Origin of the sequence: Hyphomicrobium sp. NDB2Meth4 (assembly GCF_900117445.1) — a bacterium.
Lineage (GTDB): Bacteria > Pseudomonadota > Alphaproteobacteria > Rhizobiales > Hyphomicrobiaceae > Hyphomicrobium_A.
Genome location: NZ_FPEJ01000001.1, coordinates 498653 through 523881, shown reverse-complemented (window position 1 = coordinate 523881; position 25229 = coordinate 498653). Strand labels below are relative to the sequence as shown.

The 25229-nt window shown below is 63.6% G+C and carries 23 protein-coding genes, 1 tRNA gene and 1 riboswitch; of the genes, 10 read left to right on the top strand and 14 right to left on the bottom strand.

Annotated elements, in window-relative coordinates; all coding sequences use genetic code 11:
• Window positions 1-6: 6 nt before the first annotated feature.
• Genes cobW through NDB2M4_RS02445 form a run of 4 tightly spaced genes read right to left on the bottom strand, consistent with a single transcriptional unit; the run spans window position 7 to window position 2361 of the window.
• Window positions 7-1044, bottom strand: a complete 1038-nt coding sequence (gene cobW, locus NDB2M4_RS02460) for a cobalamin biosynthesis protein CobW (RefSeq protein ID WP_072369607.1) — start codon at window positions 1042-1044, stop codon at window positions 7-9.
• Window positions 1041-1439 (bottom strand): DUF1636 family protein, encoded by a 399-nt coding sequence (locus tag NDB2M4_RS02455; protein ID WP_072369604.1) that lies wholly within the window; start codon window positions 1437-1439, stop codon window positions 1041-1043. The genes cobW and NDB2M4_RS02455 overlap by 4 nt, the downstream gene beginning before the upstream one ends.
• Window positions 1429-2178, bottom strand: a complete 750-nt coding sequence (locus NDB2M4_RS02450) for a CbtA family protein (RefSeq protein WP_072369601.1) — start codon at window positions 2176-2178, stop codon at window positions 1429-1431. Before NDB2M4_RS02450 ends, NDB2M4_RS02455 begins: the two co-directional genes overlap by 11 nt.
• A gap of 9 nt (window positions 2179-2187) precedes the next feature.
• Window positions 2188-2361: a CbtB domain-containing protein gene (locus NDB2M4_RS02445; protein ID WP_072369598.1), complete on the bottom strand. Its 174-nt coding sequence runs from the start codon at window positions 2359-2361 to the stop codon at window positions 2188-2190.
• Window positions 2362-2392: 31 nt separating this feature from the next.
• A riboswitch (cobalamin riboswitch) is annotated at window positions 2393-2588 on the bottom strand.
• A 97-nt stretch (window positions 2589-2685) separates the two neighbouring features.
• Here NDB2M4_RS02445 and cobO point away from each other — a divergent pair.
• Genes cobO through cobF form a run of 3 tightly spaced genes read left to right on the top strand, consistent with a single transcriptional unit; the run spans window position 2686 to window position 5599 of the window.
• Window positions 2686-3297, top strand: coding sequence for a cob(I)yrinic acid a,c-diamide adenosyltransferase (cobO, locus tag NDB2M4_RS02440; RefSeq protein WP_072369595.1), 612 nt, complete (start codon window positions 2686-2688; stop codon window positions 3295-3297).
• Window positions 3297-4817 (top strand): cobyric acid synthase, encoded by a 1521-nt coding sequence (locus NDB2M4_RS02435; RefSeq protein WP_072369593.1) that lies wholly within the window; start codon window positions 3297-3299, stop codon window positions 4815-4817. Before cobO ends, NDB2M4_RS02435 begins: the two co-directional genes overlap by 1 nt.
• Window positions 4814-5599 (top strand): precorrin-6A synthase (deacetylating), encoded by a 786-nt coding sequence (gene cobF, locus NDB2M4_RS02430; protein ID WP_072369591.1) that lies wholly within the window; start codon window positions 4814-4816, stop codon window positions 5597-5599. Before NDB2M4_RS02435 ends, cobF begins: the two co-directional genes overlap by 4 nt.
• Before the next feature lie 99 nt (window positions 5600-5698).
• On the opposite strand, the gene NDB2M4_RS02425 is transcribed toward cobF, so the two are convergent.
• A tRNA-Thr gene (locus NDB2M4_RS02425) sits at window positions 5699-5774 on the bottom strand.
• Window positions 5775-6226: 452 nt separating this feature from the next.
• Here NDB2M4_RS02425 and NDB2M4_RS02420 point away from each other — a divergent pair.
• A complete protein-coding gene (locus tag NDB2M4_RS02420) occupies window positions 6227-7585 on the top strand; it encodes an ATP-binding protein (protein ID WP_171988005.1) in 1359 nt (452 codons plus the stop codon).
• Window positions 7582-8229, top strand: a complete 648-nt coding sequence (locus tag NDB2M4_RS02415; protein WP_072369586.1) for a response regulator transcription factor — start codon at window positions 7582-7584, stop codon at window positions 8227-8229. The genes NDB2M4_RS02420 and NDB2M4_RS02415 overlap by 4 nt, the downstream gene beginning before the upstream one ends.
• A gap of 72 nt (window positions 8230-8301) precedes the next feature.
• Here NDB2M4_RS02415 and NDB2M4_RS02410 read toward each other — a convergent pair whose 3' ends face one another.
• On the bottom strand, window positions 8302-8919 hold the full coding sequence (locus NDB2M4_RS02410; protein ID WP_072369583.1) for a response regulator transcription factor: 618 nt from the start codon (window positions 8917-8919) through the stop codon (window positions 8302-8304).
• A 110-nt stretch (window positions 8920-9029) separates the two neighbouring features.
• On the opposite strand from NDB2M4_RS02410, the gene NDB2M4_RS02405 reads away from it, so the two are divergent.
• Window positions 9030-10430: a histidine kinase gene (locus NDB2M4_RS02405; RefSeq protein ID WP_072369581.1), complete on the top strand. Its 1401-nt coding sequence runs from the start codon at window positions 9030-9032 to the stop codon at window positions 10428-10430.
• 25 nt (window positions 10431-10455) lie between these two features.
• Here the strand turns inward: NDB2M4_RS02405 and NDB2M4_RS02400 are convergent, their stop codons facing one another.
• The 8 genes from NDB2M4_RS02400 to hemC form a co-directional block, all read right to left on the bottom strand.
• Window positions 10456-11418 (bottom strand): PQQ-dependent catabolism-associated beta-propeller protein, encoded by a 963-nt coding sequence (locus NDB2M4_RS02400; RefSeq protein ID WP_072369579.1) that lies wholly within the window; start codon window positions 11416-11418, stop codon window positions 10456-10458.
• 87 nt (window positions 11419-11505) lie between these two features.
• The gene (locus tag NDB2M4_RS02395) at window positions 11506-13293 is read right to left on the bottom strand and encodes a quinoprotein dehydrogenase-associated putative ABC transporter substrate-binding protein (RefSeq protein WP_072369577.1); all 1788 of its coding nucleotides are present in this window, start codon (window positions 13291-13293) and stop codon (window positions 11506-11508) included.
• Window positions 13294-13380: 87 nt separating this feature from the next.
• Window positions 13381-15279 (bottom strand): PQQ-dependent dehydrogenase, methanol/ethanol family, encoded by a 1899-nt coding sequence (locus NDB2M4_RS02390; protein WP_072369574.1) that lies wholly within the window; start codon window positions 15277-15279, stop codon window positions 13381-13383.
• Between the two features lie 623 nt (window positions 15280-15902).
• Window positions 15903-16175: a hypothetical protein gene (locus NDB2M4_RS02385; protein ID WP_072369572.1), complete on the bottom strand. Its 273-nt coding sequence runs from the start codon at window positions 16173-16175 to the stop codon at window positions 15903-15905.
• A 252-nt stretch (window positions 16176-16427) separates the two neighbouring features.
• Entirely contained in the window at window positions 16428-18074 is a 1647-nt protein-coding gene (locus NDB2M4_RS02380; RefSeq protein ID WP_072369570.1) for a heme biosynthesis protein HemY, read from the bottom strand.
• Window positions 18075-18099: 25 nt separating this feature from the next.
• Entirely contained in the window at window positions 18100-19839 is a 1740-nt protein-coding gene (locus tag NDB2M4_RS02375; RefSeq protein WP_072369569.1) for a hypothetical protein, read from the bottom strand.
• A 79-nt stretch (window positions 19840-19918) separates the two neighbouring features.
• Window positions 19919-20656: a uroporphyrinogen-III synthase gene (locus NDB2M4_RS02370; protein WP_072369566.1), complete on the bottom strand. Its 738-nt coding sequence runs from the start codon at window positions 20654-20656 to the stop codon at window positions 19919-19921.
• On the bottom strand, window positions 20656-21597 hold the full coding sequence (hemC, locus tag NDB2M4_RS02365) for a hydroxymethylbilane synthase (RefSeq protein WP_083555675.1): 942 nt from the start codon (window positions 21595-21597) through the stop codon (window positions 20656-20658). Before hemC ends, NDB2M4_RS02370 begins: the two co-directional genes overlap by 1 nt.
• A 134-nt stretch (window positions 21598-21731) precedes the next feature.
• Between hemC and tsaD the strand changes: the two genes are divergently transcribed.
• The 4 genes from tsaD (at window position 21732) to NDB2M4_RS02345 (ending at window position 25078) form a co-directional block, all read left to right on the top strand.
• A complete protein-coding gene (gene tsaD / locus NDB2M4_RS02360; RefSeq protein WP_072369562.1) occupies window positions 21732-22823 on the top strand; it encodes a tRNA (adenosine(37)-N6)-threonylcarbamoyltransferase complex transferase subunit TsaD in 1092 nt (363 codons plus the stop codon).
• Between the two features lie 55 nt (window positions 22824-22878).
• The gene (locus NDB2M4_RS02355) at window positions 22879-23874 is read left to right on the top strand and encodes an NAD(P)H-dependent glycerol-3-phosphate dehydrogenase (protein ID WP_072369559.1); all 996 of its coding nucleotides are present in this window, start codon (window positions 22879-22881) and stop codon (window positions 23872-23874) included.
• A gap of 83 nt (window positions 23875-23957) precedes the next feature.
• The gene (locus NDB2M4_RS02350) at window positions 23958-24401 is read left to right on the top strand and encodes an EVE domain-containing protein (protein ID WP_072369556.1); all 444 of its coding nucleotides are present in this window, start codon (window positions 23958-23960) and stop codon (window positions 24399-24401) included.
• Complete coding sequence (locus NDB2M4_RS02345; protein ID WP_072369553.1) at window positions 24398-25078, top strand: class I SAM-dependent methyltransferase; 681 nt, start codon at window positions 24398-24400, stop codon at window positions 25076-25078. Before NDB2M4_RS02350 ends, NDB2M4_RS02345 begins: the two co-directional genes overlap by 4 nt.
• The last annotated feature ends 151 nt before the right edge of the window (window positions 25079-25229 follow it).

The window sequence follows — 25229 nt, the reverse complement described above, 5'->3', positions numbered from 1 at the left end:
CGGCGATCAGCCTCCCGCCATCGTGCGTGCAATCGCCTCTCGGTCGAGGCCCCTTCGACCGATGACGACGATGCGGCCCAGGCGGGCTTCGTCGGCTTTCCATGGGCGATCGAACTGGTGCTGCAACCGTTGCCCGACGCCCTGAATGAGAAGCCGCATGGGCTTGCCTTCGACCTCGGCGAAGCCTTTGACGCGCAGGATGTCGTGCGCGGCGGTGGCTGAGATGATGCGGTCGATGATCTTTGCCGGTTCGGTCACCTGAGGCACGTCGACGATGAAGGTTTCGAAGTCCTCGTGGTCGTGCTCGTCCTCGGTGTCGTGGTGCGAGGGGCGCGCGGCGAGGTCGGTTTCGGCGGCGGCGTTGAGGCCGAGCAAGATTACGGGGTCCAGCTTCGCCCCTTCGGCGGCGACGACCTTTACCGCCCTGGGTATGGCGGCTTTGATTTCCGCCGCAACACGCTCGCGCGCGGTGTCATCGAGCAGATCGGCCTTGTTGAGAATGATGAGATCGGCGCACAGAAGCTGATCCTGGTAGACTTCCTCGAGCGGATTGTCGTGATCGACAGAGGCATCGTCGGCGCGCTGCTGTTTCAGCTGCTCGGGATCGTCGGCGAAGCGGCCGGCAGCGACTGCCGCACCGTCCACCACGGTGATAACGCCGTCGACGGTGACTCGCGACGCGATCGCCGGCCAGTTGAAGGCCTGAACAAGCGGCTTTGGCAGGGCGAGGCCGGATGTCTCGATAAGGATATGCTTCGGTGGCTCGGGTAGGGCGAGCAGGCCCTCCAGAGCCGGCACAAAGTCGTCCGCGACAGTGCAGCAGATGCATCCGTTGGAGAGCTCGACGATGCTGCCTTCCCCGCAGCTGGCTATTCCGCAGCTTTTGAGAATCTCGCCATCGATGCCGACGTCGCCGAACTCGTTGACGATAACGGCAAGTCGGCGGTTGCCGGCGTTCTGCAGCACGTGACGGACCAGCGTCGTTTTTCCCGCCCCGAGAAACCCGGTGATGATGCTGCAAGGGATCTTGGCAATGTCGGTCATGTGCTCTCCGGCGCAGGTTGCTCAAAGCCAAGCGGAGGGATGCGGGAGATCACGCCTTTGCGGAACGCAGCAGGGCGCTCGGCCCAGGGCACGATGCCGTCTGCGGCGCGCTGATAGGCAAGTGCGGTCGTAACGATGTCGGCAAGATGCGCTTCGGTTTCGAGGTCGCCGATGACGTAGGTCCACTTGCCACCTGCGGCGAGCGCGATGGTGCTGGGGCGCTTGCACACGGCGAGGCATTCGACCTCGCGCACTGTGATGCCGTCTGCATTGCTGTCGGCGAGGCGCGCTTTGAGCTGAGTGGCGAGCTCGGCTCCCGGTCGTGCCGGACTGCCGTCTTCCTCGCTCCGCTGGCGACAGGAGATGCATACGAAAATATCGACTTCAGAGCCCATCGGCGCTGTCCTCCCCTGCGCCGATGCGCGTCCAAAGCAATCCAACGAAGTAGCCTGTCGCGATCCAAAGCGTCGCCTGAACAGCGAGCGACGTGGCGGCAAAGCGCGCCGCGAGTTCGGCAGGAACGAGATCGCCGCTGGCTTCAGCACCCAGGTGCGGTGCGCCAATTGCGTGCGGTGCGATCAGCAGGATAACTGCGATCAGACGCAACCAGGGCTGCTCGGCGCGCAAGAACAGCCACAGTGCAGCTGCCGTTGCCGCGCATGTCGTCAGCCACCACTGCTGCCTGGCGAAGAGGTCCGCGGCCATCATGCCGGGGATTTCCGGGGCAAGGCCCATGGCGGGTGCAAGACCGGCGGTAGCAAAACCTGCTGCGCCCCATGCCATGGCGTTCGTCTCGTTGATCCGGTCGCCGCTCCAGAGCATGCCGGCGATGAGTATCAGGGCAAAGCCGACGGCGGTGCCGATGGTGGCGATGGCGGTGAAAAGCGTGCGCTCCGGGCCCTCGGACGGCTGCCATTCGCTGGCGGTTTCGGCGTGCTCGTGCGCGTCGTGCACGAGGATCAGCCGCGCGGGCGCGAACGCGCTTGCCGCGGCTGCGTGCGCGGCAGCCGGAGCGTTCTCGAAGCGCTCGGCTTCAAGGATTTGTGGCGTTGTGGTGTAGGCTTGCAGCAGAGCCACGATAAGCCCTGCCAGCAGCCCGGCCAGAAGGCCGACCGCGAAAACCCGCGTGAGCATCAATGTGGCTCAGTGACAGGGAAAGCTGAGCGCGTGACGCGTGTCGTGGGCTGCGTTGTGGACCATCGAAGAGTGCGCAAAGCCCGTGGTCAGCACCAGGCCGATGCCAAACGCGAATGCCGCGAGTGCTGCGATGCGAACATCAATGCGCTGAGATTTGCCATGCGTGATGGCTGTCGTCATAACTGCCTCCTCGACCCACCCACCGGGGCCATTCGGGTTGCGTTGCGACGGCAGGTCTCCTGGCTCTCGGTTCAACGCCTGCAACGACCTTCCCGGTTTCCCAGTGGTGTGCTTGTCGCAGGCTCGCCGATTACAGTTGCGGGGGCAGCTGCGGTATTGGTCTCACTCAGACCTCACCGCATTCCCTTTGAATCCCCTTGCGGGGAACCGTCGTAAGGTTTGATAAGACGCCGCTTGTAACGGCGTCAATGACAATTGCGTCGCGCACCCACGAACGCAATCCGCTCTGATGCAACGAGCGGCAGTTGAAGAACGGAGGCTGAGATGCCCGATACCGCCGTGGATACCGACCGCCATAAGGCGAAGATGGCAAACCGGAAGGCCGCGCAAGACGCCGAGGTTGCGGGCAAGACGATCGAGAAAGGGCTTCTCATCGTTCACACCGGAAAGGGCAAGGGAAAATCCACGGCCGCGTTCGGTCTGTTGCTACGTGCGCTGGGACGGGGCTTCAAGGCTGGCGTCGTTCAGTTCGGCAAGGGCGCGTGGGATACCGGCGAACGCTACGCCATCGATCGGTTTCCCGGCCAGGTCGAATGGTACGCGCTGGGCGAAGGCTTCACATGGGAGACGCAGGATCGCGCGCGTGACGTTGCGGCGGCAGAACGCGCTTGGGCGAAGGCACAAGCCCTGATGGACGATCCTTCCATCCGCCTGCTGATATTGGACGAGCTCAACATCTCGCTGCGCTACGATCATCTCGATTTACAGTGTGTTCTGGAGGCGCTGGCGCGCAGACGGGCCGATCTTCATGTCGTGGTGACGGGACGCAATGCCAAACCTCAGCTTATCGAGGCAGCGGACCTCGTCACGGATATGACGCCGGTGAAGCATCATTTTGCGGCGGGCGTGAAGGCGCAGGAAGGTATCGAGTTCTGATGGTCGCCAAAGCGATCATGTTCCAAGGGACCGGATCGGACGTCGGCAAGTCGATGCTTGTCGCCGGCTTGGCGCGGCTGTTGCGAAATCGCGGTCTCATCGTGCGGCCTTTCAAGCCGCAGAACATGTCGAACAACGCTGCGGTGACGGCGGATGGCGGCGAAATAGGCCGCGCACAGGCGCTGCAGGCGCGCGCGGCGGGCGTGGCGCCGAGCGTGCATATGAATCCGGTGCTGCTGAAGCCGCAAAGCGATGTGGGCGCACAAGTGATCGTGCAGGGGCGCGTTGTCGGCAACGCCAGAGCGGCGCAGTACCAAGGCATGAAGCCAGATCTCATGCCGGCGGTTCTCGATAGCTTCGAGCGGCTGTGCGGCGAAGCGGACATCGTTCTCGTCGAAGGCGCCGGCTCGGCCTCGGAAATCAACCTGCGCAGCGGCGATATCGCCAACATGGGGTTTGCGCGTGCAGCCGACGTGCCGGTTGTCGTGATCGGCGACATCGAGCGCGGCGGGGTAATTGCCAGTCTCGTCGGCACGAAGTCAGTTCTGCCGACAGACGACGCGCACATGATCGAAGGCTTCCTCGTCAATAAGTTCCGCGGCGATCCGGCGCTGTTTGCGAACGGCATGACGGCGGTCGCTACGGCAACGGGATGGCGCGCGCTGGGCCTCGTTCCTTATTTCGAGGATGCGCGCCTGTTGCCGGCCGAGGACGTGCTTGGCCTTGCAGAGCGAGAGACGAAATCTCAGGCCGCGCGCAAGATCGTGGTGCTGGCGTATCCTCGTGTTTCGAACTTCGACGACTTCGACCCGTTGCGCATGGAGCCGCACGTCGACATTGCATTTCTGCGTCCCGGTGAGCCGATTCCGGGAGATGCCGATCTCGTCATCCTGCCTGGGTCCAAGTCGACCATTGCCGATGTTGCGGCACTGCGCGCCTGCGGTTGGGATGTGGACCTCAAAGCGCATGTGCGGCGCGGGGGACGCGTGCTTGGCATTTGCGGCGGCTACCAGATGCTGGGGCGCTGCGTCGCTGATCCTGATGGCATGGAAGGGCCTGCGGGGGCGTGCGAAGGCTTGGGCCTTCTCGAGGTCGAGACAACGCTCGGCGGAGACAAGATGCTGGTCGACGTGTCGGGTGTTGCGGTGGATGGTCCTTCGTTCAAAGGCTACGAGATGCACGTCGGCCGAACGCGCGGAGCGGACTGCGCGCGACCTATGGTGGTCTTCAGCGATGGTCGCGCTGACGGGGCGCGCAGCGCCGATGCGCGCGTCGAAGGCTGCTACGTGCATGGCCTCTTCGCCGACGACGTGTACCGGAAGCACTTCCTACAGGGGCTTGGCGTCGAGGCCGGCTTCGTGCGGTACGAGGATCGGATCGAAGAAACGTTGGATCGCCTGGGTGAGCATCTGGCCCGGCACATCGACATTGACGCGCTGATGGAGATCGCGCGCCAGCCGCGGATATCCATGCCGATGACTGGCGAAGTTGCAGCATCGCGCGTGCGCAGCCGGACATGAAGCGTATTCGGGCCATCGGTGTCGGCGCGGGCGGCATTGACCTACTCACAGTGCAGGCCATCGAGGCGCTGCGCGCAACGGACGTGTTCTTCATCTTCGACAAGGGCGAAGAAAAGGCTGAGCTGGCCAATCTGCGCAAGGCAATCTGCGCACGCTACTGCACCGAGCGGCCATACAGGTTCGCGATCCTGCCCAGCCCGTCGAGGGATGCATCGCTGTCCTACAAGTCGGGCGTCGACGCTTGGCACGCGGAGCGGGCAAGGGCGGTCGCTGAGGCGATCGACGAGACCTTGAGGGAGGGAGAGACCGGGGCATTTCTCGTGTGGGGCGATCCGGCTCTCTACGACAGCACGTTGCGCATTCTGGACGCGGTCGCCGCAGCAGGTTGCGGGATCCACTACGACGTCATTCCCGGCATCAGCAGCATACAGCTGTTGGCGGCGCGCCATCGCATCGCGCTCAATACGATTGGCGATCCGGTGCTGATCACCACCGGCAGACGGTTGGCGTCGGCGTTTCCGGAGGCGCACACGAGCGTCGTCGTGTTTCTCGACAACGGCGAGGGGTTGCGCTCGCTCGCCGGCAGAGAAGCGCACATCTACTGGGGTGCCTATCTCGGCACGGATGACGAGGTTCTAGCTGAAGGTGAGGTGGCCGGCGTGCTGGAACACATCCTCGCCGTGCGCGAGGCGCGCCGACGGGCGAAGGGGTGGATCATGGATGTCTACCTGGTGCGCGTCCCACCGGCAGCGCCCTTGCAGAACGGCAGCGTTGGCGCGTGACCACCGCCGCTCGGTGGGCCCTGGGGGACCGCTACACTCGCCTCGCTACGCAGCGCGACGAAAGTGCGTTATGTGTCAAGGCGTTATGGCTGTTCAGGATGGTGCCGCAAGAGGGATTCGAACCCCCGACCCCGTCATTACGAATGACGTGCTCTACCGACTGAGCTATTGCGGCTTTTGGCTGCTATATCAATTGCCTGGGGCCGGCGCTGGGTGGGGCGAGGCCCTTGATCCCGGCGCTTAGCTGCCAGGGCAGCGTCAGAAGCCAGCCGAATAGACTAAACCGGCCCGCGGTTCAAGATGCCAGCGCGCTGAAATACCGGGTTGCTCCCAGGACGGCGAGCGTTCCGGCGGCGTGCTGGATGGCACGGGCTTGCGACGCACTCGGGAGGTTTTGGATGGTGTTGCCGGGAAAATGAGCCCGGCCGCATTGCCACCATTTCGGCTGCCAGAGTGCCTCCACACAGCGTAAAGCAAGGTAGGGCCGCCCGCGGGGTGCGCAGTTTGGCTACGGATTTCAACTGGATGCATCGCCGCTGGTGGAACGACCTTCCCGTTAGGTGGCAATTGATGATCTCGATATCGATCATCAGTGTCGGCGCCGTGTTGCTTTCTATTGCGCTGGCCGTGATCGACGCGCGCAGTCGCGTGGAGGTTGAGGTCAAGGCGTCGATGGAGCTCGCGCAGCAGCTCGTCAACGACATGGTAAAGCGGATGGCTGCCGATGGTCGCGGCGGTGAGCTGTTGGAAGCTCTGCCGGAGCAGCTCAAGTACGTTCGCCACGCGCGCATTCTCGTCAGCAACAAAACCGGCGATCTGGTGCAGGTCGCTCCGACCACAGGGGCCAGCTCAGATGACGAGCGGCCCGTGTTCATGCATCCGGAGCGGGCACCGCAATGGTTCGCAGACCTGGTCGGCCCGACAGTCGGAACGCGCGAAGTGCGTGTGCTGCTGGGCGAGAACCGCGTGGGAAGCGTCGTCATCGTCGGCGAGCCGCGCGATGAATTGGGCGAGGTGTGGGAAGAGGCCTCGCGGCGCGCGGTGATCTGGCTGGGTATTACCGCCATGATGCTGGCGCTGCTGTACGTGGTGCTGGGTCGGCTGCTCAATCCGCTGTCGGGGCTCGCGAGCGGCATGCAGGAGCTCGAGGACGGGCATTACGGAACCCGACTGGCAGAGCCGCGCGTGCATGAGCTGGCGGTGATCGCTTCGCGGTTCAACACGCTTGCAGAAGCGCTGGAGAAGGCGCGTGCGGAGAACACGCAGCTCTATCAGAATGTGATCGATCTGCAGGAAGATGAGCGTCGACAGGTTGCCAACGAGCTGCATGACGAGGCTGGTCCTTGTCTATTCGGCATTACCGCCAATGTTTCCTCTATCGGGCGGATTGCAGAGCAGGCGCCGGCAGCACAAGGCGACCCCATACGGCAGCGTGTGGATGAAATCCTTACGGTCACGGAGCGATTGAAGACCATCAATCGCGATCTGCTGCGCCGGCTGCGGCCAGTGGAACTGGGCCGGATACCCTTGAACGAGCTGATCGGCAGCCTTGTTGCAGGTTTTGGTCGTCGGCATCCCGAAGTGTCGTTCAGCGTTGCCATTGGTTCCCTTGCGCCGGGTTATGGGGAAGCCGTAGACCTGACACTGTTCCGCTGCGTGCAAGAAGCAGTGACCAATGCTCTTCGGCACGGTGGTGCAACACGCATGAGCATCGATCTCCGCGAGGAGCCAGTAGCGTCCAACGGCTCGGGTCAGTCACGAGTCCTGCAGCTGACGGTGCACGACAACGGCGGCGGGTTTGATCCAGGTGCGTCGCTGGGTATCGGTATGACTGCGATGCGTGAGCGGGTGGGTGGGCTCGGCGGCTCAGCCAATATCGAGAGTGCTCGTGGTGGCGGCACGACTGTTTCTGTCGTCGTGCCATTGCCGGCGGGGAAGGGTGCGCATCGTCCACGAGAAGAATTGATTGAAGGCCACATGCAATGAAAGTGCTGGTTATCGACGACCACCCGATTGTCATTCAGGGCTGCCGGCGGCTGCTGGAGGACATGGGCGTTGAAGAAATCCTGGTCGCGGCCAGCCTGTCCGAAGGCTTTCGTATCTATCGTCAGAAGCATCCCGATGTGATCATCGTCGATCTGTCGATGCAGTCGGGTGCTCTTGGTGGCCTTTCGTTCATTCGTCGCCTGCGCGTTCACGATGAGCGCACGCCAGTGCTGGTTCTCAGCATGCATTCCGATCGCATGATCGTCAGCCGGGCGCTGGAAGTCGGCGCCAACGGATATCTTCTGAAAGATACGTCGTCGGAAGAGTTCGTGAAGGCGTTCAAGCGCGTGCGCGACGGCTTGCCGTATCTCAACCACGATCTGGCATCGCAGATCGCATTCATGGAGGCGCGCGGCGATCGCAATCCGCTCAGCCGGATGACGCTGCGCGAACTGCAGACGCTGTCACTGATCGCCGAGGGAAAGCCCTATATCTCGATCGCCGAAGAGCTGCACGTCAGCTACAAGACGGTCGTCAATACGAGCGCGCAACTGAAGGCGAAGCTTGGCGTGAGGACATTGCCGGAGCTGATGCGCATCGCAATCCAGCATCTGCCTGCAAACGCTAGCAAAACCGGCCTCTAGGCAGTCCGTGAGGTTGCCCGCCGACGCGGTCCGCCAGAGCGGGCCGGCTCGTTTGCGACAAGGCAGAGACGTTCAGACGATCTTCTGTTCGACGGCGATGCGAATGAGCTGCATCGGGGTGCGCGCGCTGAACTTGGTGCGCAGAGAGGCGCACGTCATCGCCACCGTTTTATAGGAGACGTTTATCAGTGCGGCGATCTCGGACATGCTCTTGCCCTTGGCGAGGAGGCGCAACACCTCGCGCTCGCGCTGGGTCAGCGAGGCGCCAGCTTCGCCTGCGCCGACGCGCAGAAAGGCGATTTTCTGCGCCATCTCCGGGGCCAGCGAGTGGCCGCCGCGATAGACAGCGCGGATCGCGCCGATGAATTCCTGCGGATCGTCGCTCTTGCAGAAGTAGCCGCGAGCGCCGCACTCGATCGCCTGCGCGGCGAACATGGAGTCATCGTTCATGGAGAACATGAGGATGCGCGCGGACGGATCGCGCACGACGATGCGGCGTGCCAGCTCGAACCCAGACACGTCGGGCAAGTTGATGTCGATGACCAATACGTCAGGCATCTGCGCCGCGTGCACCTCCTGGGCGGTGGCGGCGTCGCGCGCTTCGATCATTTCCATGTCATCGGCCTCAGCGAGCAGCGCACGGCAGCCCGACAGGACGATGGGATGATCATCGACAATAAGAACCTTCACGTCAGTCTCGTCTCGGCTTCCAAAGCATAACAATATAACATACCAGAGCTGGCGCCCGCCTGGGAATGGGTTCCAGCCCGCGATAGCGTAATTGTGAGGCTTATTCTTCCATGTCTATCCGCTTCCGGCTCAATGCGCTGTTCATAGCGCTGCTGCTGCTGGCGCTCATGTCGTCCGTGATCGTCATGGTGGTGAGTGCGGGGCCGCGCATCAGGGCCGAGAATGACAGCATCAAGCGGCTGGGCGTCGAGTTCGTCGAGACGGCGATCGCCAGTCTGCAGGGCACGCCGGATCCGGGCGAGCGCCTCAAGGTGTTACTGGAGCATCTCGGGAATCTTCGGCACGTCAACATCTATCGCGAAGGTGATTTGGACGCGGCGAAGGCTGCCGCCAAGCCGGTCGAGGGCGAGGCGCCGGCGTGGCTCAATGCGCTGGCGGAGCCTTCGCCTGCGGTCGAAATGCCGGTGCGGGTGAACGGGCAGGATTTCGGCACGCTGATCATTGCGCCGCGGGCTGATCACGAGGCTGCGGAGATTTGGGAGTCGATCGAGACGACCGTGGTTGTGGGCGGGTTGCTCGCGATCGCAACGGTGCTGGCGATGAGCTTGCTCGTGGGGCACCTGTTGAAACCGATCAAGACGGTTGGCGAGGCACTGCTTCAGCTCGATTCCGGACGCTATGACGTCGCCGTTCCGGAGGAAGGCCCGCCGGAGATCGCCGACATCTGCCGCAAGCTCAATCGCCTGGCGGCGACGCTGGACGGGACGATTTCAGAGAACCGGCGTCTCGCTCAGCGGATCGTTTTCATTCAGGACGAGGAGCGCAAGGAACTCGCAAGAGAGCTGCATGATGAGCTCGGGCCGTACATGTTCGCCGTGCGTGCGGCGGTGACGGCGCTTAAGGGCGAGCTGCAGCGAGGGGGGAACGACCGGGCGAAGCTGCTTGCATCGTGCGATACGATCGTTGAGCGAATGGAGATGATCCAGAGCAAGAACAGGCGCGTTCTGCACAAGTTGCGCCCGATCGGGCTCGACGAGTTCGGATTGAAAGCGAAGCTGAAGTCGCTCGTGGCGCTGTTGCAGGAGGATCATCTGGAGATGACGATCAACCTCGACGTCGATGATGCGGTCTCCCACTGCGATGAGACGAGTAATCTTACGATTTATCGCGTGGTGCAGGAGGGCCTGACGAATGCGCTGAAGCACGGGCAGGCGACGGTGATCGACGTGGGCGTAGAAATAGCGAACGCGCCGGGGGCGCCAGCCGCGATGCAAACGCCGGGGCAACCTGCCGGGCAGCCTGTGGTGCGAGTTACGATCTGCGACGATGGCCGTGGTTTGCCGGATGGCATGAAGCCCGGTTACGGCATCGCCGGTATGTCAGAACGGGTGCGGGCGACGGGGGGCGACATCAAGATTGGCACGGCCAGCAGCGGCGGCGTCGCGCTGGAAGCGCGGATTCCGGTGGCGCTGGAACGCGGCACGGCGGCCGGCGGCAGGATGGCGGTGTAGAGCCTGCTGTTTAAAAGCTACGCAATCAGGGTTTAATGGCGATGCCCCATGGCAGGCGCCCGACGGGGACGGAGCGCTCGGCCCGCAGGCTGGGCACGTCGATAATTGTGATGTCGTTGGTGAGGCCGTTGGCGACGTAGAGCTTATCGCCGTCGGGAGACAACTCCATGTGCCAGGGACGCTGTCCGACGAGGATGTAGTTCGTCACCTTGAGGCTTTCGACGTCGATGACGGCGATACGGTTGGCGCGACCGAGGGCGACGAACCCGCGCTTACCATCCTTGGAGAAGCGAATGCCGAGCGGCTGAATGAGCTCGGAGCGCACGCCTTCGATCTCAAATCCAACCTTCCTGGTAATTTTGTAGGTTTCGGCGTCGATGACGGCGAGAGTTCCGCCGACCTCGGACGTGACCCAGAAGCGCTTGCCGCCAGGCTCATACAGCGCTGCGCGCGGGCGCGTATCCACCAGCACGTTCGCAATGAGCTTGAATGTGGTGGTGTCGATGACGTGCGCCATGCTGGTCGATTCTGACGTCGCGACTGCGTGCTTGCCATCGGGACTGAATGCCACGCCTTCGGGTTCGATGCCGACGGCGATTTCGGCTTCGACTTTGCCGCTCGCGATGTCGAGGACGGAGACCATGGCGTCGTCCTCGTTGGCGATGAACATTCGCTTTCCGTTCGGTTCGACTTCGAGGTACTCGGGGTCGGCAAGTGTGGGGATGGATCGTGTGACTTCCAGCTTTTCGGTGTCGATGACGTCGATGGCGTCGTCATCTCCGGCGCAGACGAGGACGGATTTGAAGTCCGGCGTGATGCGGATGCCGCGAGGGCGCTGACCGACCTTGATGACTTTCACCGGCTTCATGGTCTCGCTGTCGAGAACGGTGACGGTGTTGTCCTTTTCGTTGCTCACGAACAACTGGGCGGCGTCGGCAGACGCGGAAGCCAAAAGGGAGGCGAGAAGCAGGCTTAGTGGTCTGCGCATTCTATCTGTCCGTTGTTCGTGGACGCGAGGCGCCTCTCTTGAGAACTGCCGCGGTCGTCATGGCATCATGATCGTAGACGATGCCGTTCAGTTTGGCGCGGGAACGGAAAGCAACTGCAGTGCGCTTGTTGCGACCTCGTTGCGCGCGTCGCGTGCGATATCAAGGGCCGTCTTGCCAATGTTGTTTTTGAGCGCGGGGTCGGCCCCCTTCGAGAGAAGAAAGCCGATCATCGGGGCGTTGTTGTTGCCGGCCGCAACCATGAGAGGCGTGATGCCCGAGGCTGATTTGGCATTGACGTCAGCGCCGTGCTCGATGAGCTCTTTGGCGATGTCGATCGGCGTGGGGCCGCCAGCGAGATGCGTGGTGCGGGCCTGCGGCGCAATCTTGGAAGCGATGAGCATCAATGGCGTAACCTTCTGGCTGCCATTGGCGCTGCTGACATCGCCGCCGGCATCAATGAGCGCCTGGGCCGCAAACAGCTTGTCATCTCCGATGGCAAATTCGAGCGGCGTATAGCCTTGCTTGTTCCTGGCGTTTACGTCGGCGCCGTGGGCGACGAGCAGCTTGATGGAAGGCACGTGGTTGCGGTTGATGGCGTAGGTGAGCGGAGTGATGCCGTCGTTGTCAGGCTGATTGGGATCGGCACCGTGCTCGATAAGAAGCGAGGCCAGGTCGGAGCTTCGGTTTTGGATTGCGACGTGCAGCGGTGCCAAGCCCTGATCGTCGAGGGCGTTGGCCTTGGCTCCCTTTGAGAGCAAGAGCTGCACGCGGTCCTTGTCGAAGCTGAGGATGGCATTGGCGAGTTCGGTGCGGATGTCGGCGCCGTCCGCCAGCCAATTCTCGAGCTTGTCGTCGGTGACGACCTGGTCGGGCGAGGGAGTGGCCTCGCGCTCCTGCCGCTTGGCGGATTCGAGGTAGCGCTCCGAATATTTGCGGGCGACCTCCTTATCGTAGGAACCGTGCGAAGGGATATCGCCGGAGACCACGCAGTCGCTGCACTGAACGAGCGGGACGCCATAGTCCGCTAGGATTTTCGCAACCTCGTCGCGGCGCGCCATCAGCGCATTGTCGAGCATGAACTTCAGGACCACGTCGGTGTTCTGCACGCCGATGGAGAGCGAGAACTCAAGCGGGATGCGGTCTTCCATGAGGTTGACCGGTTGCAGCGTGATGGGCTCGTGCTTCATCGTCTTCAGCCAGCCCGCGAACGGGCCCCAGACGCCGACGACGTCGAGCTTGCCGTCCATTACGTCCTGCACCTGGCGCCAAGGCTGGTTCTCCGGCCGCAGGTCGGCGTCGGAAGTGACAAGCGCGAGGGAGTCGAGGTTCTTGATGCCGTGCTGGGCGAGCACGATGCGGATGGCCGAGTGCTGGTAAGTACCGATGCGCAACTTCTTCAGGCGCGGATCGTCGAGGCTCTTGAAGTCGTAGTGCTTGTCGGTGGGATAGGCGAGCACGTAGGTCGAGCGATAGATCGGGATGCTGGTGAGCACCGAAGCTGAATCCGACGGCATGTCGAGCAGCACGTCGCACTCGTTGTTGGCGAATGTCTCGCGAGTAAGTCCGCGTTCAAGATAGGGGCGCCAGAAATAGCTGACGCGCGCGCCCATCTCGGCGGCGACCGCCTCGATGATCTTGTTCTGAAAGCCCTGCTGCTGATTGTCTGACAGGGGCATGTTGCCGGGGTCGGCGCAGACCGAGAGCTGCGTGATCTTTCGCTGCTTGGCGGCGCGCTTGGCGGCGGCGATCTCGGCTGGGGTCAGCTCCTCGTAGGGTGCTGAGAGAGTGTAGTCCTTGCGCTCGGCGGATTCGACATTGGTGCTGCCGATGACGCCCAGAATAGCCGCGGCGAACAGAAATACGCGCTGATGCATTGGGTACGACTTCGCTGATTGCAGAGGCGGAAAAGGCGCCCGGTGCGCGCAGCACCGGACGCCAGCTTTCGTGGATCTCAGGCGGGCTTATTCACCGAGACGGAAGGTGTAGAGCATGCCGGCCTGCGGGATCTTGTCGAGGCCGGTTGCCTTCGCCATGGCCGTGGCACCGATGGCGCCGTACTTGTCGTCCATGTCGAGGCCAGCAGTGACCGGGATGCCGATCCAGCCGCCGAGGCCGGCGAAGATCGACACGTACTGCTTGCCCTTCACCTTGTAGGTGATCGGGTTGCCGATGATGCCCGAGCCGAGACGCTTCTGCCAAAGAACCTTGCCAGAGTTGCGGTCGACAGCGCGGAAGTCACCGTTGTTCGAACCGTAGAACACGAGGCCGCCGTCGGTGACCATGGTGCCGCCCCAGTTCGGATACGGATCGGGGATTTCCCAATCAGCCTTGCCTGCAAGCACGTCGAACTTCTTCAGCTTGCCAGCGATGCCGGGCTTCTCGGGGTACATGTACACGTTGGCGAACACGTAGACCGTGCCCTGCTGCGTGTGCGTGCGCTCCTGAGGTTCGTCCTCCATGCACCAGTTGTTGGTGGGGCAGTAGAACTTGTTAGGCTCCTTAGGATCGACCGAGCACGGCTGCTGGTCCTTGCCGCCCATCGCAGACGGGCAAGCCTGGGTGTTGCGGCCAACCTCGAACGGAGAATGCTCGCGCACCTTGATCGGACGGCCGGTCTTGAGGTCGACCTTCTCGGCCCAGTTCACCGTGACGAACTTGTTGGCGCGCAGCAGCGTGCCGTTCTCGCGGTTGAGGACGTAGGCAAAGCCGTTACGGTCGAAGTGGGTGAGCGTCTTCACCTTCTTACCGTCGACGTCCATGTCGGTAAGAATGTTCTCGTTGACGCCGTCATAGTCCCACTGGTCGAACGGAGTCATCTGGTAGGCCCAGGCGACCTCGCCGGTGTCGACTTTGCGGGCGAAAATGGTCATCGACCACTTGTTGTCCCACTTGCCGGTGTTGCACTCTTCGTGGGTCTTGTCGCCGCAACGATAGCTCGGGCTCCAGTGGCCGGGGTTGCCGGTCGACCAGTAGACAAGCTTCAGTTCCGGATCGTAGCTGCCCCACGCCCAGTAAGAGCCGCCGCCGATCTTCCACTCGCCGCCGTTGGTCTCAGGATACGTGGAGATGCCGAGATCCTTGCCAGCGGTGCCGAAGTGCGGGTTGGCCTTGTTGGTGTCGGGCGTCATGCAGACGTCTTTGTCGGCACCCGTCGAGTGGCAGTTCCACACGACCTTACCGGTGTCGATGTCGTAGGCCGTGAGGCGGCCGCGGGCAGCGAACTCGTCACCACCGAAGCCGGCGATCACGAGGTTCTCGGCGATCAGCGTCGGACCGGTGATGGTCTCGCCGTGCTCGGGATAGGCGTGCTTGACGACCCAGACCTCTTTGCCGGTCGAAGCGTCGAGCGCGATCACGAAGCCGTCGAGGGTGTGATAGACGACCTTGCCCTTAGCGTAGTTGACGCCGCGATGGACGGTGTCGCAGCAGGCGCGCGGAACAGCCGATTCATCACGATCGGTCTTCTTAACGTAGTTCCACACCTGGACGGGGTGATCGGGATCGGTGAGGTCAAGTGCCTGGACGATGTTGCACTGGGCCATGTTGGGGCAGCCAGAGGAGAAGAACATCATCGGCTTGCCGTCGTGCTCGACGACAACAGGCTGACCTTCGTGGCCGCGCAGTGCGCCGGTCGACTGCGACCAGACGTACTCGAGCTTCTTGATGGTGTCGGTGTTGATATCCTTCAGGTCCGAGTGGCGCGTCAGCTTGTTGTCGCGACCGGGGGCGGGCCACCAGTCGGGATTCTTGGCGCGGGCGTCGATTTCCTCGGATGCCGTTTCGGCTATTCCGGGACTTGGCATTCCCACTGCGCTGGCCATCAATAGGCCGGCGAGTAGGAGAACCGAGCTGCGTATCATGTGGTTTCCTCTCCTCTTTGCAGACATGCCACGTTCCTTCCCGGGAGCGGCACGTTGGCCCCGGGTCGAGTAACGACAGAAGTTCCGGTTCAATCGAGTGTCGGCAGGATCGCTTCGAGTTTGTTCGACTGAAGAAGCGAGGTGGCGATCTCCTTTGCCATTAAGGAACCTCGCGGGGGTGCTCGCTCAGCAAATGCGTACGTTGAGATCAGGCACCGGGCCGCGTCGTCGTGGCACAGGGACCGTAGGCAACCGGGTGCAATCGAACCAGCGGTAGTCTTCCTACGGACGTAACAAAGTTTCACATGCGCAGGCTTCGCTTTTCCCGGTGAGGCAAAAGCCGCTGAGTCAGCATTTTTTATCGGTGTCGAGGGGCTGGGGCCGGGCGCTCACGGCCCTGGCTTATCAGGGTGGCGCCAATTCATGCGCAAATTGAATGGGATCTATTTGCTGATTGGAACTTGCTCATGCCAATGCCGTGGGCCGATGGCAACGTCTGTCGGGAATAAATCCCAACTCGCGCTTCGCATAGGTAGGCGCTGGTGACGTGAATGTTGCTCTTGGGCGCGGCTCGCTTCGGGAAAAATGCCTTCGTGGCGAGCCGCGCTGAATTTAAGGTGCGGCTACTTCCAGCCGGCTTCCTTATCGCATGTCTTCACCTCGTCGGGATGCGTCTTTTCCCACTCGGTGATCGACTTTGTCTCGCTGTCGCTCATCGCATTGTTCATGCAGACGCAGTACTTGCGCACCACATCTTCCGTGGCGCCTTCCTTCTTGTTGTCGGCAATGCACTGGTTGATCCAGGTGACGTCGTCTTCGGTCGTGTCGGCGTAGGCGGAGGGAACGACCAGTACTGCGGCCGTGGCAATCAACAGTGCGAAAGCCCTGGTGGACATCGGTGTTCTCCGAATGGTTCAGCCGCGGAACGCGGCCGAGCGGCACGCTACGCCCGCGGCGGCTGGTGCGGCAGTGGTGCGCTGCGGGCTGGTTGTGGAGAGCGGCTGAAATGGCCGGTGGTGTGACCTCGGCCATGACCGGGGCCTTGGCCGGCGCCGTTTTGGGCGCGTGGCACCTCATCGTCTTGATAAGACGCACCGATCACGGCCGCTGCGTGGCGAAGCGCAGCCGGCGTCCAGAGCGCGGGGAGATCAGGCGCGTTGCGGCCGGAGGGGCAGGTCGGGATCGCCCTCTCCGAAGTCTGCGCCAGGATCATCGGGCGCGCGCGGAGCGACGAACACGCGGGTCGGTTGCTCGCCGTTGCGGCCTTTGATGGTGGGCGTGCGCCGGGATGATGCCGCCGTCGTCGTGACGGCGGTTACGTCCGTCGCGGCAGCCTTGGCAGCAGCGGACTGGTCCGGACGCTCGGCGCGTGGAGATGCCGCGGGTGCGATGCGCGCAGATGCGTCGTCGTCAATCGCGCTGGGTGGAGCATTGTCGTCGTCATCGCTTCGCATGCCGAGTGCCGCGAGCTCCTCGAGCTTGCTCGCTAGCGCTGCGTCGGCATTCTTCTCGACCGTCTCGACGGGCACGCGCCATTGGAACGCATCGAGCGCGCCCGAGACTGGAGACACGGGCATCCAACGATCGGCGACAAAGCCGTCGGCAGTCCACGCGGGATCGCGCGGGGCGTTGACGGCGCGGGCCAGCCACTCGCGCACGCGGCCTTTGTCTGCGTTCTGCTCGCCGTCGATGCGTGCCATCAGCGTCGCGACGCGCTGTGTCATGCGCGATGGGATCAGCGGCTCCAGCGCAGCGCGGGCTTCGTCGAACTGATGCGCCTCGATCGCGGCATTGGCGACGGCGATCGGCGCTTCGATGGAGTTGGGGCTGAGCGCGGCGAGCTGGCGTACGCGGTCGAGGCGGTCGCGCGGGCTATCACCGATGCGAGCGTACGCGTAGGCGGTTGCCAGATCGGGATGGGGGGCGCGGCTCCAAGTGCGCTGCAGGATCTTTGCTGCGCGCGGCGTGTTTCCGCGCGACGCCAGAAGGCGTCCGGCAATGGCGGCCGCGGGCACGAGATCGGTGGCGAGGCTGTTGGCTTCGACTGCGAGGTTCAGTGCGCGCTCCGGATCAGCTTCTTCGGAGGCCTGAGCTTGCGCGGTCAGCAGCACTGCGCGGCGACGGTCGGCCAACGGGCGTTCGATATGTCCGTTCTTGCGTGCGACGGCGAGAGTGTCGAGTGCTCCCTCCCAATCGCCCTCACGGCATTGCAGATCGAAGAGTGCGTCGACCGCCCATGCAAGCTTGGGGTTGAGCGCAATGGCGCGCTCGGCGAAATGACGCGCTGCTTCAGTTTCGTGCTCGCGCTGGGCTTCCAGGAAAAGACCGCGCAATCCGAGTTGCTCGGTATCGGGCGAGGCGAGCATGGCCTCGAAGATGCGGCGCGCGGTTGTGCGGTCGCCCGTGAGTTGGGCTGCCTGGGCGCGCAGGAGATGCGTCAGCGGTTCATTGGGCAGGGATTTGCGTGCCTGGATGGCTGCACGCGTTGCGGCGGTCTTGTCTCCGGCCGAGAGCGCGATCATGCCGCTGGAGAGCGCATCAAGGCCCAGCTTCTGACGGCGCTTGCTCAGCACGTTGCCGACGGCGGCGGGGCTGTACCAGATGTTACGAACAATCGACCAGCCGGTGAATGCGACAGCAACGAAGACTGCCAGCAGCACCGTCGCGCGGAACACGCTCGTCTCGATGTGGTAGCCCTGCCATTCCATGATCAGCTCACCGGGGCGGTCGGCAAGCCAGGCCAGTCCGGCGGCGATGAACGCGATGGCAACGATGAATGCTATGAGGCGGAGCATGCGACGCAATCTCTACTGAAGCGCTCTATTGAGCGGCTTTGCCGGAATCGGGGGCGGGCGCGGCGGCGAGTGAGGCCTTGAGCTGGGATTCGACCGATGACAGGGCGTGATCCACAGCTTCGCGGGCCTCAACCTTTCTCAGGAACTCGGCGGCCGCCTCACGTGCAGGGGCCGGCAGAGTCTTTGCCAGTTCCAGAACGTCAGTGAGCCGATCTTCGTTCAATGCCGTTTCGATGCGAGCGACGGTCGCCTCAGTGCTCTTGTCCTCGGCGTTCGGTGCGGTCTTGCGTACGCGCACTACCGACTTTGCGCCCGCCAGCAGACGGTCGACGATGGAGCCGTCCTGCTGCTGCTCCTCGGCGTCGATGATCGTGAAGGCGATCGGCTTGAACTGCTGGCGCAGCTCAGTCGTGGTGGGGACGCCGTCGAGGGCGAAGCGGTCCAGCGGCGCGAGGTCGACTACCCCGCCAGCCACCTTTCGGGTCTGCTCGAGTTCAGTCGCATATGGCTTGCCGCGATCGATGGCACGCTTGAGGTTGGCGAGTTCGAGCGAGAGCACGATGCGCTCGGCGGTGCTGCGGCGGTCGCCTTCACTCTTGAGGACTGTTTGCACGTCCTGCTGGAGCGCAGCGAGCTTGTCGGACAGCGGAGTGACCGCCGTCGAGACGTCCTCGGGGCGGGCGAAGGCAGCCAGGCGCGCGTAGACGTCGGCCTTGAGGCGCTTCAGATCCTCTTGGACGGTCTGGAGCGCGGCGCTGGTCTGATCGACATCGGTCTTGAGGCTGTTAAGTCCAGTCGAATTCTCGGTGGCTTCGGCCTTCAAGGTGGAAACCTCGCGGTCGAGACGCTGGGCGCCGGCGCGGGCAGCCTCTCCGGCCTCCGTGGCGGTACCGATTCCGGTCGCAAGCTGCTCGGCGACGCCCTTGCGCAGGGCGTCGAGCTGGATGGACATAGTCTGCTCGAGATCGGCAAGCTTGCCGGTGATGGCTGCGAGCTGGGGAATGCGGCCGCTCTGCGGATCGCTCTCGGCGGCCTTGGCCATCGTTGCGAGCTGTTCCTCGAGCTTGGTGATGCGCTCTGCCTCCGGCGAGCCTTCGCCCTGGGTGCTGAGCTTCTCGTTCAGAGAGTTGAGGGTCTTGTCGAAGTCAGCCTGCTTCTGGCTGATGCCGCCGATGTTGGTGTCGAGTTGCTCAACCTTGCTGAGTTTGGCTTCGGCGGCGGCGAGCCGGGCGGCGAGTTCCGTCGAGGCGGAGCGCTGGCTGCGGGATGCTTCGATCGCGGTGAGGCGCTGCTCGAGCGCCGCGGTCTTGTCGGGCTCGCTGGTGAGTGAGATGCCGAACTGGCTGACGAGTGCATCGGCGGCCAGAAGCGCAATCAGACCGCCAACGAGGCCGGCCGCGACGTGGGTGAAGAATCCGCCATGGCCGCGTGCAGCGGGCGGCTGGGCGGCGCCGGGTGGCGGGGCGCCGACTGTCGGTTTGGCGTCCTTAGCGGGCTTGTCGCTCTTGGTGTCTTTGTCGGTTTTGGCGGCATCAGGCTTCGTCGTGGAGGCAGGCGTGCTGGAAGCGCTACTCGCGGCCGATGCGGCTGAGGTTGCGGTCGTAGACGGCTTATCCTTTGCCGAGGCGTCGGCGGTGGCCGGCTTTGCCGGTGCCGGGGGAGTGAGGTCTTTAGCCTTGAGATCAAGGGTCGCGTGCGGGCGGGGGCCCTGCGCGGAGGCGGAACCCGCCGGCTTGTTCTCGGGCTCTTTCTTATCGGCCGTCATTTCTGAAATACCTCGCTGCGGATACGTCCGCTTCTCGCCGTCCGGGCGTGAAGCATTGGCACGCGGGCTGGACGCTAGCCTACACTCCTGACCAGAGCGTTGCTACACGGGCAACTACGGACAGCATCGCCTCCAAGTTCGGGCTCTCGGCCACCTCAATCTTCTTGGGGGAGAGAGGCTTAACGGCCGCGGCCACGGCCGGAGAGAGGCACAGCAACACGAGGTTGCGGGCCGGCGCTTCCAGGCCGGAAGCCTTGACGAGTTCAGTGAAGATTGCGCCGGTTCGCGGCGACATCAAGATGACGGCGTCGACTTCTTGGTTTTGCAGTAAAGCCTGGGTTTGCGGGCTGAGGGCGCTGGCGGGCTGACTGCGGTATGCTGGGATTTCGCGAACGGCGATGCCATGGGCCGCAAGCGCTTCCTTTAGGTCGAAAGCGACTACATCTCCGCGGAGGTGGGCAAATTCGCCTCCTAGGCTGCTGGCCTGCGCGGTTATGATCGGAACCAGCTCCGCCCCGGTGCCAGGCCCTGTAACGATATCGGAAAAGCCAAGCTCGCGGGCGAGGCTGGCGGTTCCCGGGCCTACAGCAATCATTGGCAGCTTGCGTGCGGTATCGAACGCTTGGCTTTGGGCGAGAGCGCGCACGCCGTTGCGACTGGTGACGATGAGCGCCGTTCCGCCTTCGAGCGCGCGGGTCTCGATGGGGAGCAGTTCCATCTGCAACAGGGGCTCGGCCACGACGGAATGGCCAAGAGCTTCCAGTTGCGCGCTGAAGGCGGCGGCTTCTGCCTCAGGCCGGGTGATCAGCAGGCGCATCAGCCGGCCGCGTGAAAGTCAGGTCCGGCGGCGTCCAGGATGGTGCGGGCAACCTGCTCTCCCAGCGTGACCGCGGTGTCGTTATCCGCGTCGGCCGCGATGTCGGCAACATGGACGCGCTGGCCGTCGGTGGAGAGGACCTCGCCGCGCATACGCAGCTTGGCGCCTTCGAGCTGCGCAAAGCCCGCAATCGGCGTGCGGCAGGAGCCTTCGAGCTGGGCGAGGTAGGCGCGCTCGGCGGCGACGCACAGCGCCGTATCTGCGTCATTCAGCGGGGCGAGCAGATCTTCGATTTTATTGTCGCCCGTGCGGATTTCGATGCCGATGGCGCCCTGCGCAACCGCGGGCAACATGACATCGTCGTTCATGATCGCGGAAATGTGCTGCGACAGTCCAAGGCGGTTGAGGCCCGCGCAGGCTAGGAACGTCGCGTCGGCGACGCCTTCTTCCAGCTTGCGCAGCCGCGTCTGCACGTTGCCGCGGAACTCCACGACTTGGAGGTCTGGGCGGGCGTGAAGAACCTGCGCGCGGCGCCGGGGCGAGGAAGTGCCAACGATAGCGCCCGCTGGCATGTCAGCGAGCGAGGAATATTTGAGGCTCACGAAAGCGTCGCGCGGGTCCTCGCGCTCGAGAATGGCTGCGATAGAAAGGCCCGGTGGCAGAAACGCAGGCACATCCTTCATGGAGTGGACGGCGAGATCGATGTCGCCGGCGAACAGCGCCTCTTCGAGCTCCTTGGTGAATAGACCCTTGCCGCCGGCTTCGATGAGGGGGCGGTCGGTGATCTTGTCTCCCGTCGTCTTAATGATGACGATCTCACACTGATCGTCGCGAAGGCCGTGGGCGGCGGTGAGCCGCTCGGCCACTTGGTGCGCCTGGGCAAGGGCGAGGGGCGAGCCGCGCGTGCCTATGCGGACTTTCACAGCCTCTTCAACTTGCAAGCTCGTCTCTCCGGGTGCTACGCGAACGCCAGATCAGCGGCCTGCCCTGGTGCGGGCCGCGGCCGAGCCATCTATGCCTGTGCCGGCCCGTGAACGCAAACGCGGTATCGTCTCTACCCAAGATGCAAGAAACAATGCCGACAAGTGCTAGGCCCGGTGTCGTTCTGGGTATTGAGACGAGCTGCGATGAGACCGCTGCCGCAGTGGTTCTGCGCACGCCCGGGGGTGACGGCCGCATCCTGTCCAGCATCGTGCGCACGCAGTGGGAGAAGCACCGGCCGTTCGGAGGCGTGGTGCCGGAGATCGCGGCGCGCGCGCATGTCGAGTGTCTCGATCTACTTGTGCGGGATGCGCTGGCCGAGGCCGGTATCGGACTTGGCGACCTGTCGGCGGTTGCGGCGACGACGGGGCCGGGGCTCATCGGCGGTTTGATCGTCGGCGCGATCACCGGCAAGGCGCTGGCGCTGGCGCAGGGGCTGCCATTCATTGGGGTACATCATCTGGAAGCGCACGCTCTCACCGTGGGGCTCACCGAGGGGATCGCGCCGCCGTACCTGCTGCTGCTCGTTTCAGGCGGGCATACGCAACTCTTGATCGTGCGCGGCGTCGGCGACTACGAGCGATTGGGAACGACGATCGACGATGCGTTGGGCGAAGCGTTCGACAAGACGGCGAAGTTGCTCGGTCTCGGGTTTCCGGGTGGTCCCGCTGTGGAGCGGGCGGCACGCGGAGGGCGCGGTGACCGGTTCGATCTGCCGCGTCCGATGGTTGGGCGGCCGGAGCTGCACTTCTCATTTGCGGGGTTGAAGACGGCGGTCCGCCGCACCGCGGAGAAGCTGGCGCCGCTGAGCGATCAGGATGCGGCGGACATCGCGGCTGCCTTCGAGGCTGCCGTTGCCGATGCCGTTGCCGATCGCTGTGCACGCGCGATGGACGTGGCGCGGGTGCGTATCGGTGGAGATGCACCGCTGCGTCTGGTGGTTGCGGGCGGTGTTGCAGCCAACGAGAAGCTGAGAGGGCGTCTGCAGCAGCTATGCAAGGCGCAGGGTTTCACCTTTCATGCGCCGCCAATTGCCCTATGCGGCGACAACGCTGCGATGATCGCGTGGGCGGGAGCAGAGCGGCTTGCGCGCGGTCTCGTCGATCCGCTCGGCGCACCCGTGCGTCCGCGCTGGCCGCTCGATATGCATGCGGCGCCTGCTATTGGCGCGGGCGTGAAGGCATGAAGCTGGCGGCTGTGCTAACAAGGGCGTCGGGCGAGTTTTGCGGCGGGGGCCAGCGATGAAGATCGACAGGATTGGCATCGTCGGGGGCGGCGCATGGGGGACGGCCCTAGCGCAAGCAATGCGCCACTCGGGCCGCGACGTGGCACTGTGGGTGCGCGAGCCTGATGTCGTGAGTGCCATCAATGCGCACCACGTGAACGACACCTTTCTTCCCGGCGTCGCGCTCGATCCGGGGGTCAGGGCTACCGGAGAGTTGGCGGACGTGGCTGCAGCCGACGCGCTGCTGCTGGTGGCGCCCGCGCAGCACGTGCGTTCGATGGCGCGAGTGCTTCGGCCATCGCTGCGCCCGGGGCAACCCGTGGTGATCTGCGCCAAGGGTATTGAGCAGGCGAGCGGCCAGATGATGGGCGACGTGATCGCCGCTGAGCTGCCGGATGTGACGTTGGCGGTGCTGTCGGGCCCGAGCTTTGCCGCGGATGTCGGGCGCGGACTGCCGGCGGCGCTGACCGTTGCTTGTGCGGACGAGACGGTCGGGCGCCTTTTGGCTGAACGTCTGGGCGGACCGGCATTCCGCCTTTACTGGACGAATGACGTGATCGGCGTGGAACTCGGCGGCGCATTGAAGAACGTGCTGGCGATCGCTGCGGGCATCGTCGACGGAAAGGGTCTGGGCGCGAGCGCGCATGCAGCGCTGGTTACGCGCGGATTTGCCGAGATGCGGCGTCTTGGAGCGGCGCTGGGAGCGCGCCCGGAGACGTTGATCGGGCTTTCGGGGCTAGGCGACCTCATCCTTACGTGCGGCAGCCCGCAGTCGCGCAACATGTCGCTGGGCCGTTCGCTGGGGCGCGGGGAGTCGCTCACTCAAGCGCTGGCGGGCAAACTTGCGGTGACTGAAGGCGTCTATACGGCGGCCGCGGTGAAGCGCATTGCCGAGGAGAAGGGCGTCGAGATGCCGATCGCCTGCGCGGTCTGCGACGTGGTCGAAGGAAAGCTTGGGGTCGATGCTGCCATCGAGCAGCTGATGCAGCGGCCTTTGAAAGCCGAAGATTGAGCTTGGCGCAATGCGGTGTCTACGCTTGACAGCGGCGCCGGGGTGCGCGACGCCCGTTTCGACATAGATTCAGGAATTGCACTATGCCGGCCTATTGGCTGATGAAGTCCGAGCCCGATGCATTCTCGTGGAACGATCTGGTCGCCAAGGGCGCGAAGGGCGAGCCTTGGAGCGGGGTGCGCAACTTCACTGCACGCAATTTTATGAAGGACATGAAGGTCGGCGACCTTTGCTTCTTCTATCACTCCAATATCGGCAAAGAGGTGGTTGGGGTTTGCGAGGTGATCGAGCCGGCCCATCCCGATCCAACTGATGACACCGGCAAATGGGAGTGCGTCGACGTGCGCGCCGTGGAGGCTATGCCCAAGCCTGTGACGCTCTCTGATGTGAAAGAAAACCCGAAGCTTTCCGAGATGTCGCTGGTGAAATCGTTCCGGCTCTCGGTGCAGCCGGTGACGGCGGCGGAGTGGGCAGAGGTGTGCCGCATGGGCGGATTGAAACGACCGGCTAAGAAGTCAAAGAAATGACAAAAGCGGCGGCGCGGCTCGACCTGAACAGCCGAGAAGCCGCGCAAGCGTTCATTGCCGGCAACACGCAAGTGTTGACGCCACCGCTTGTGCCTGAGGTCCGTTTGCATCTTGCCGAGGAGTCGCTGCCGATCTGGCAGAAGACTGAAGACGAGCTTGGCGAAATGAATGTGCCACCGCCGTTCTGGGCCTTCGCCTGGGCGGGCGGCCAGGCTCTGGCGCGCTATATTCTCGACAATCCCGGTTTGCTCGCAGGCAAGAAGGTGCTGGATCTGGGCTCCGGATCCGGGCTCACCGCGATTGCCGCCATGCAGGCGGGCGCCGCGTCGGCTTTGGCTTCAGACCTCGACCGGTTGTCGTTGGCGGCGGTGGAACTCAACGCGACGCTCAATGGGGTTGCCGTAGAGACGACGGCGGAGAACCTGCTCGAGGGCGAGCCGGGGGATTTCGATGTCATCCTCGTCGGCGATCTCTTCTATGAGCGCCAACTGGCGGAACTCGTCACCCGATTCATCGAGGCGGCCGCCGCGAAGGGGGCGGTGGCGTTGATCGGGGATCCGCAGCGCAACTATTTTCCGAAGGGACGGTTCGAAGTCGCGGCAGAGTATCGGGTTCCGGTGACGCGTGAACTGGAGGACGCCGAGATTAAGCGAACGAGCGTCTGGCGCCTTGGCTAGTACCGATATCGGAACTAGGCTGAGAAATTAGCGTTTCGGCGCGTTTTCGCGGTTGGGGCCAACCCCTTTGACCAAGGTCATTGGGCTGCCGTCCTTTGTCTGCATGGTGCTGCGCCAGGAGCGGGAGCGGTTCTGCTGTGCGCGGATCTGT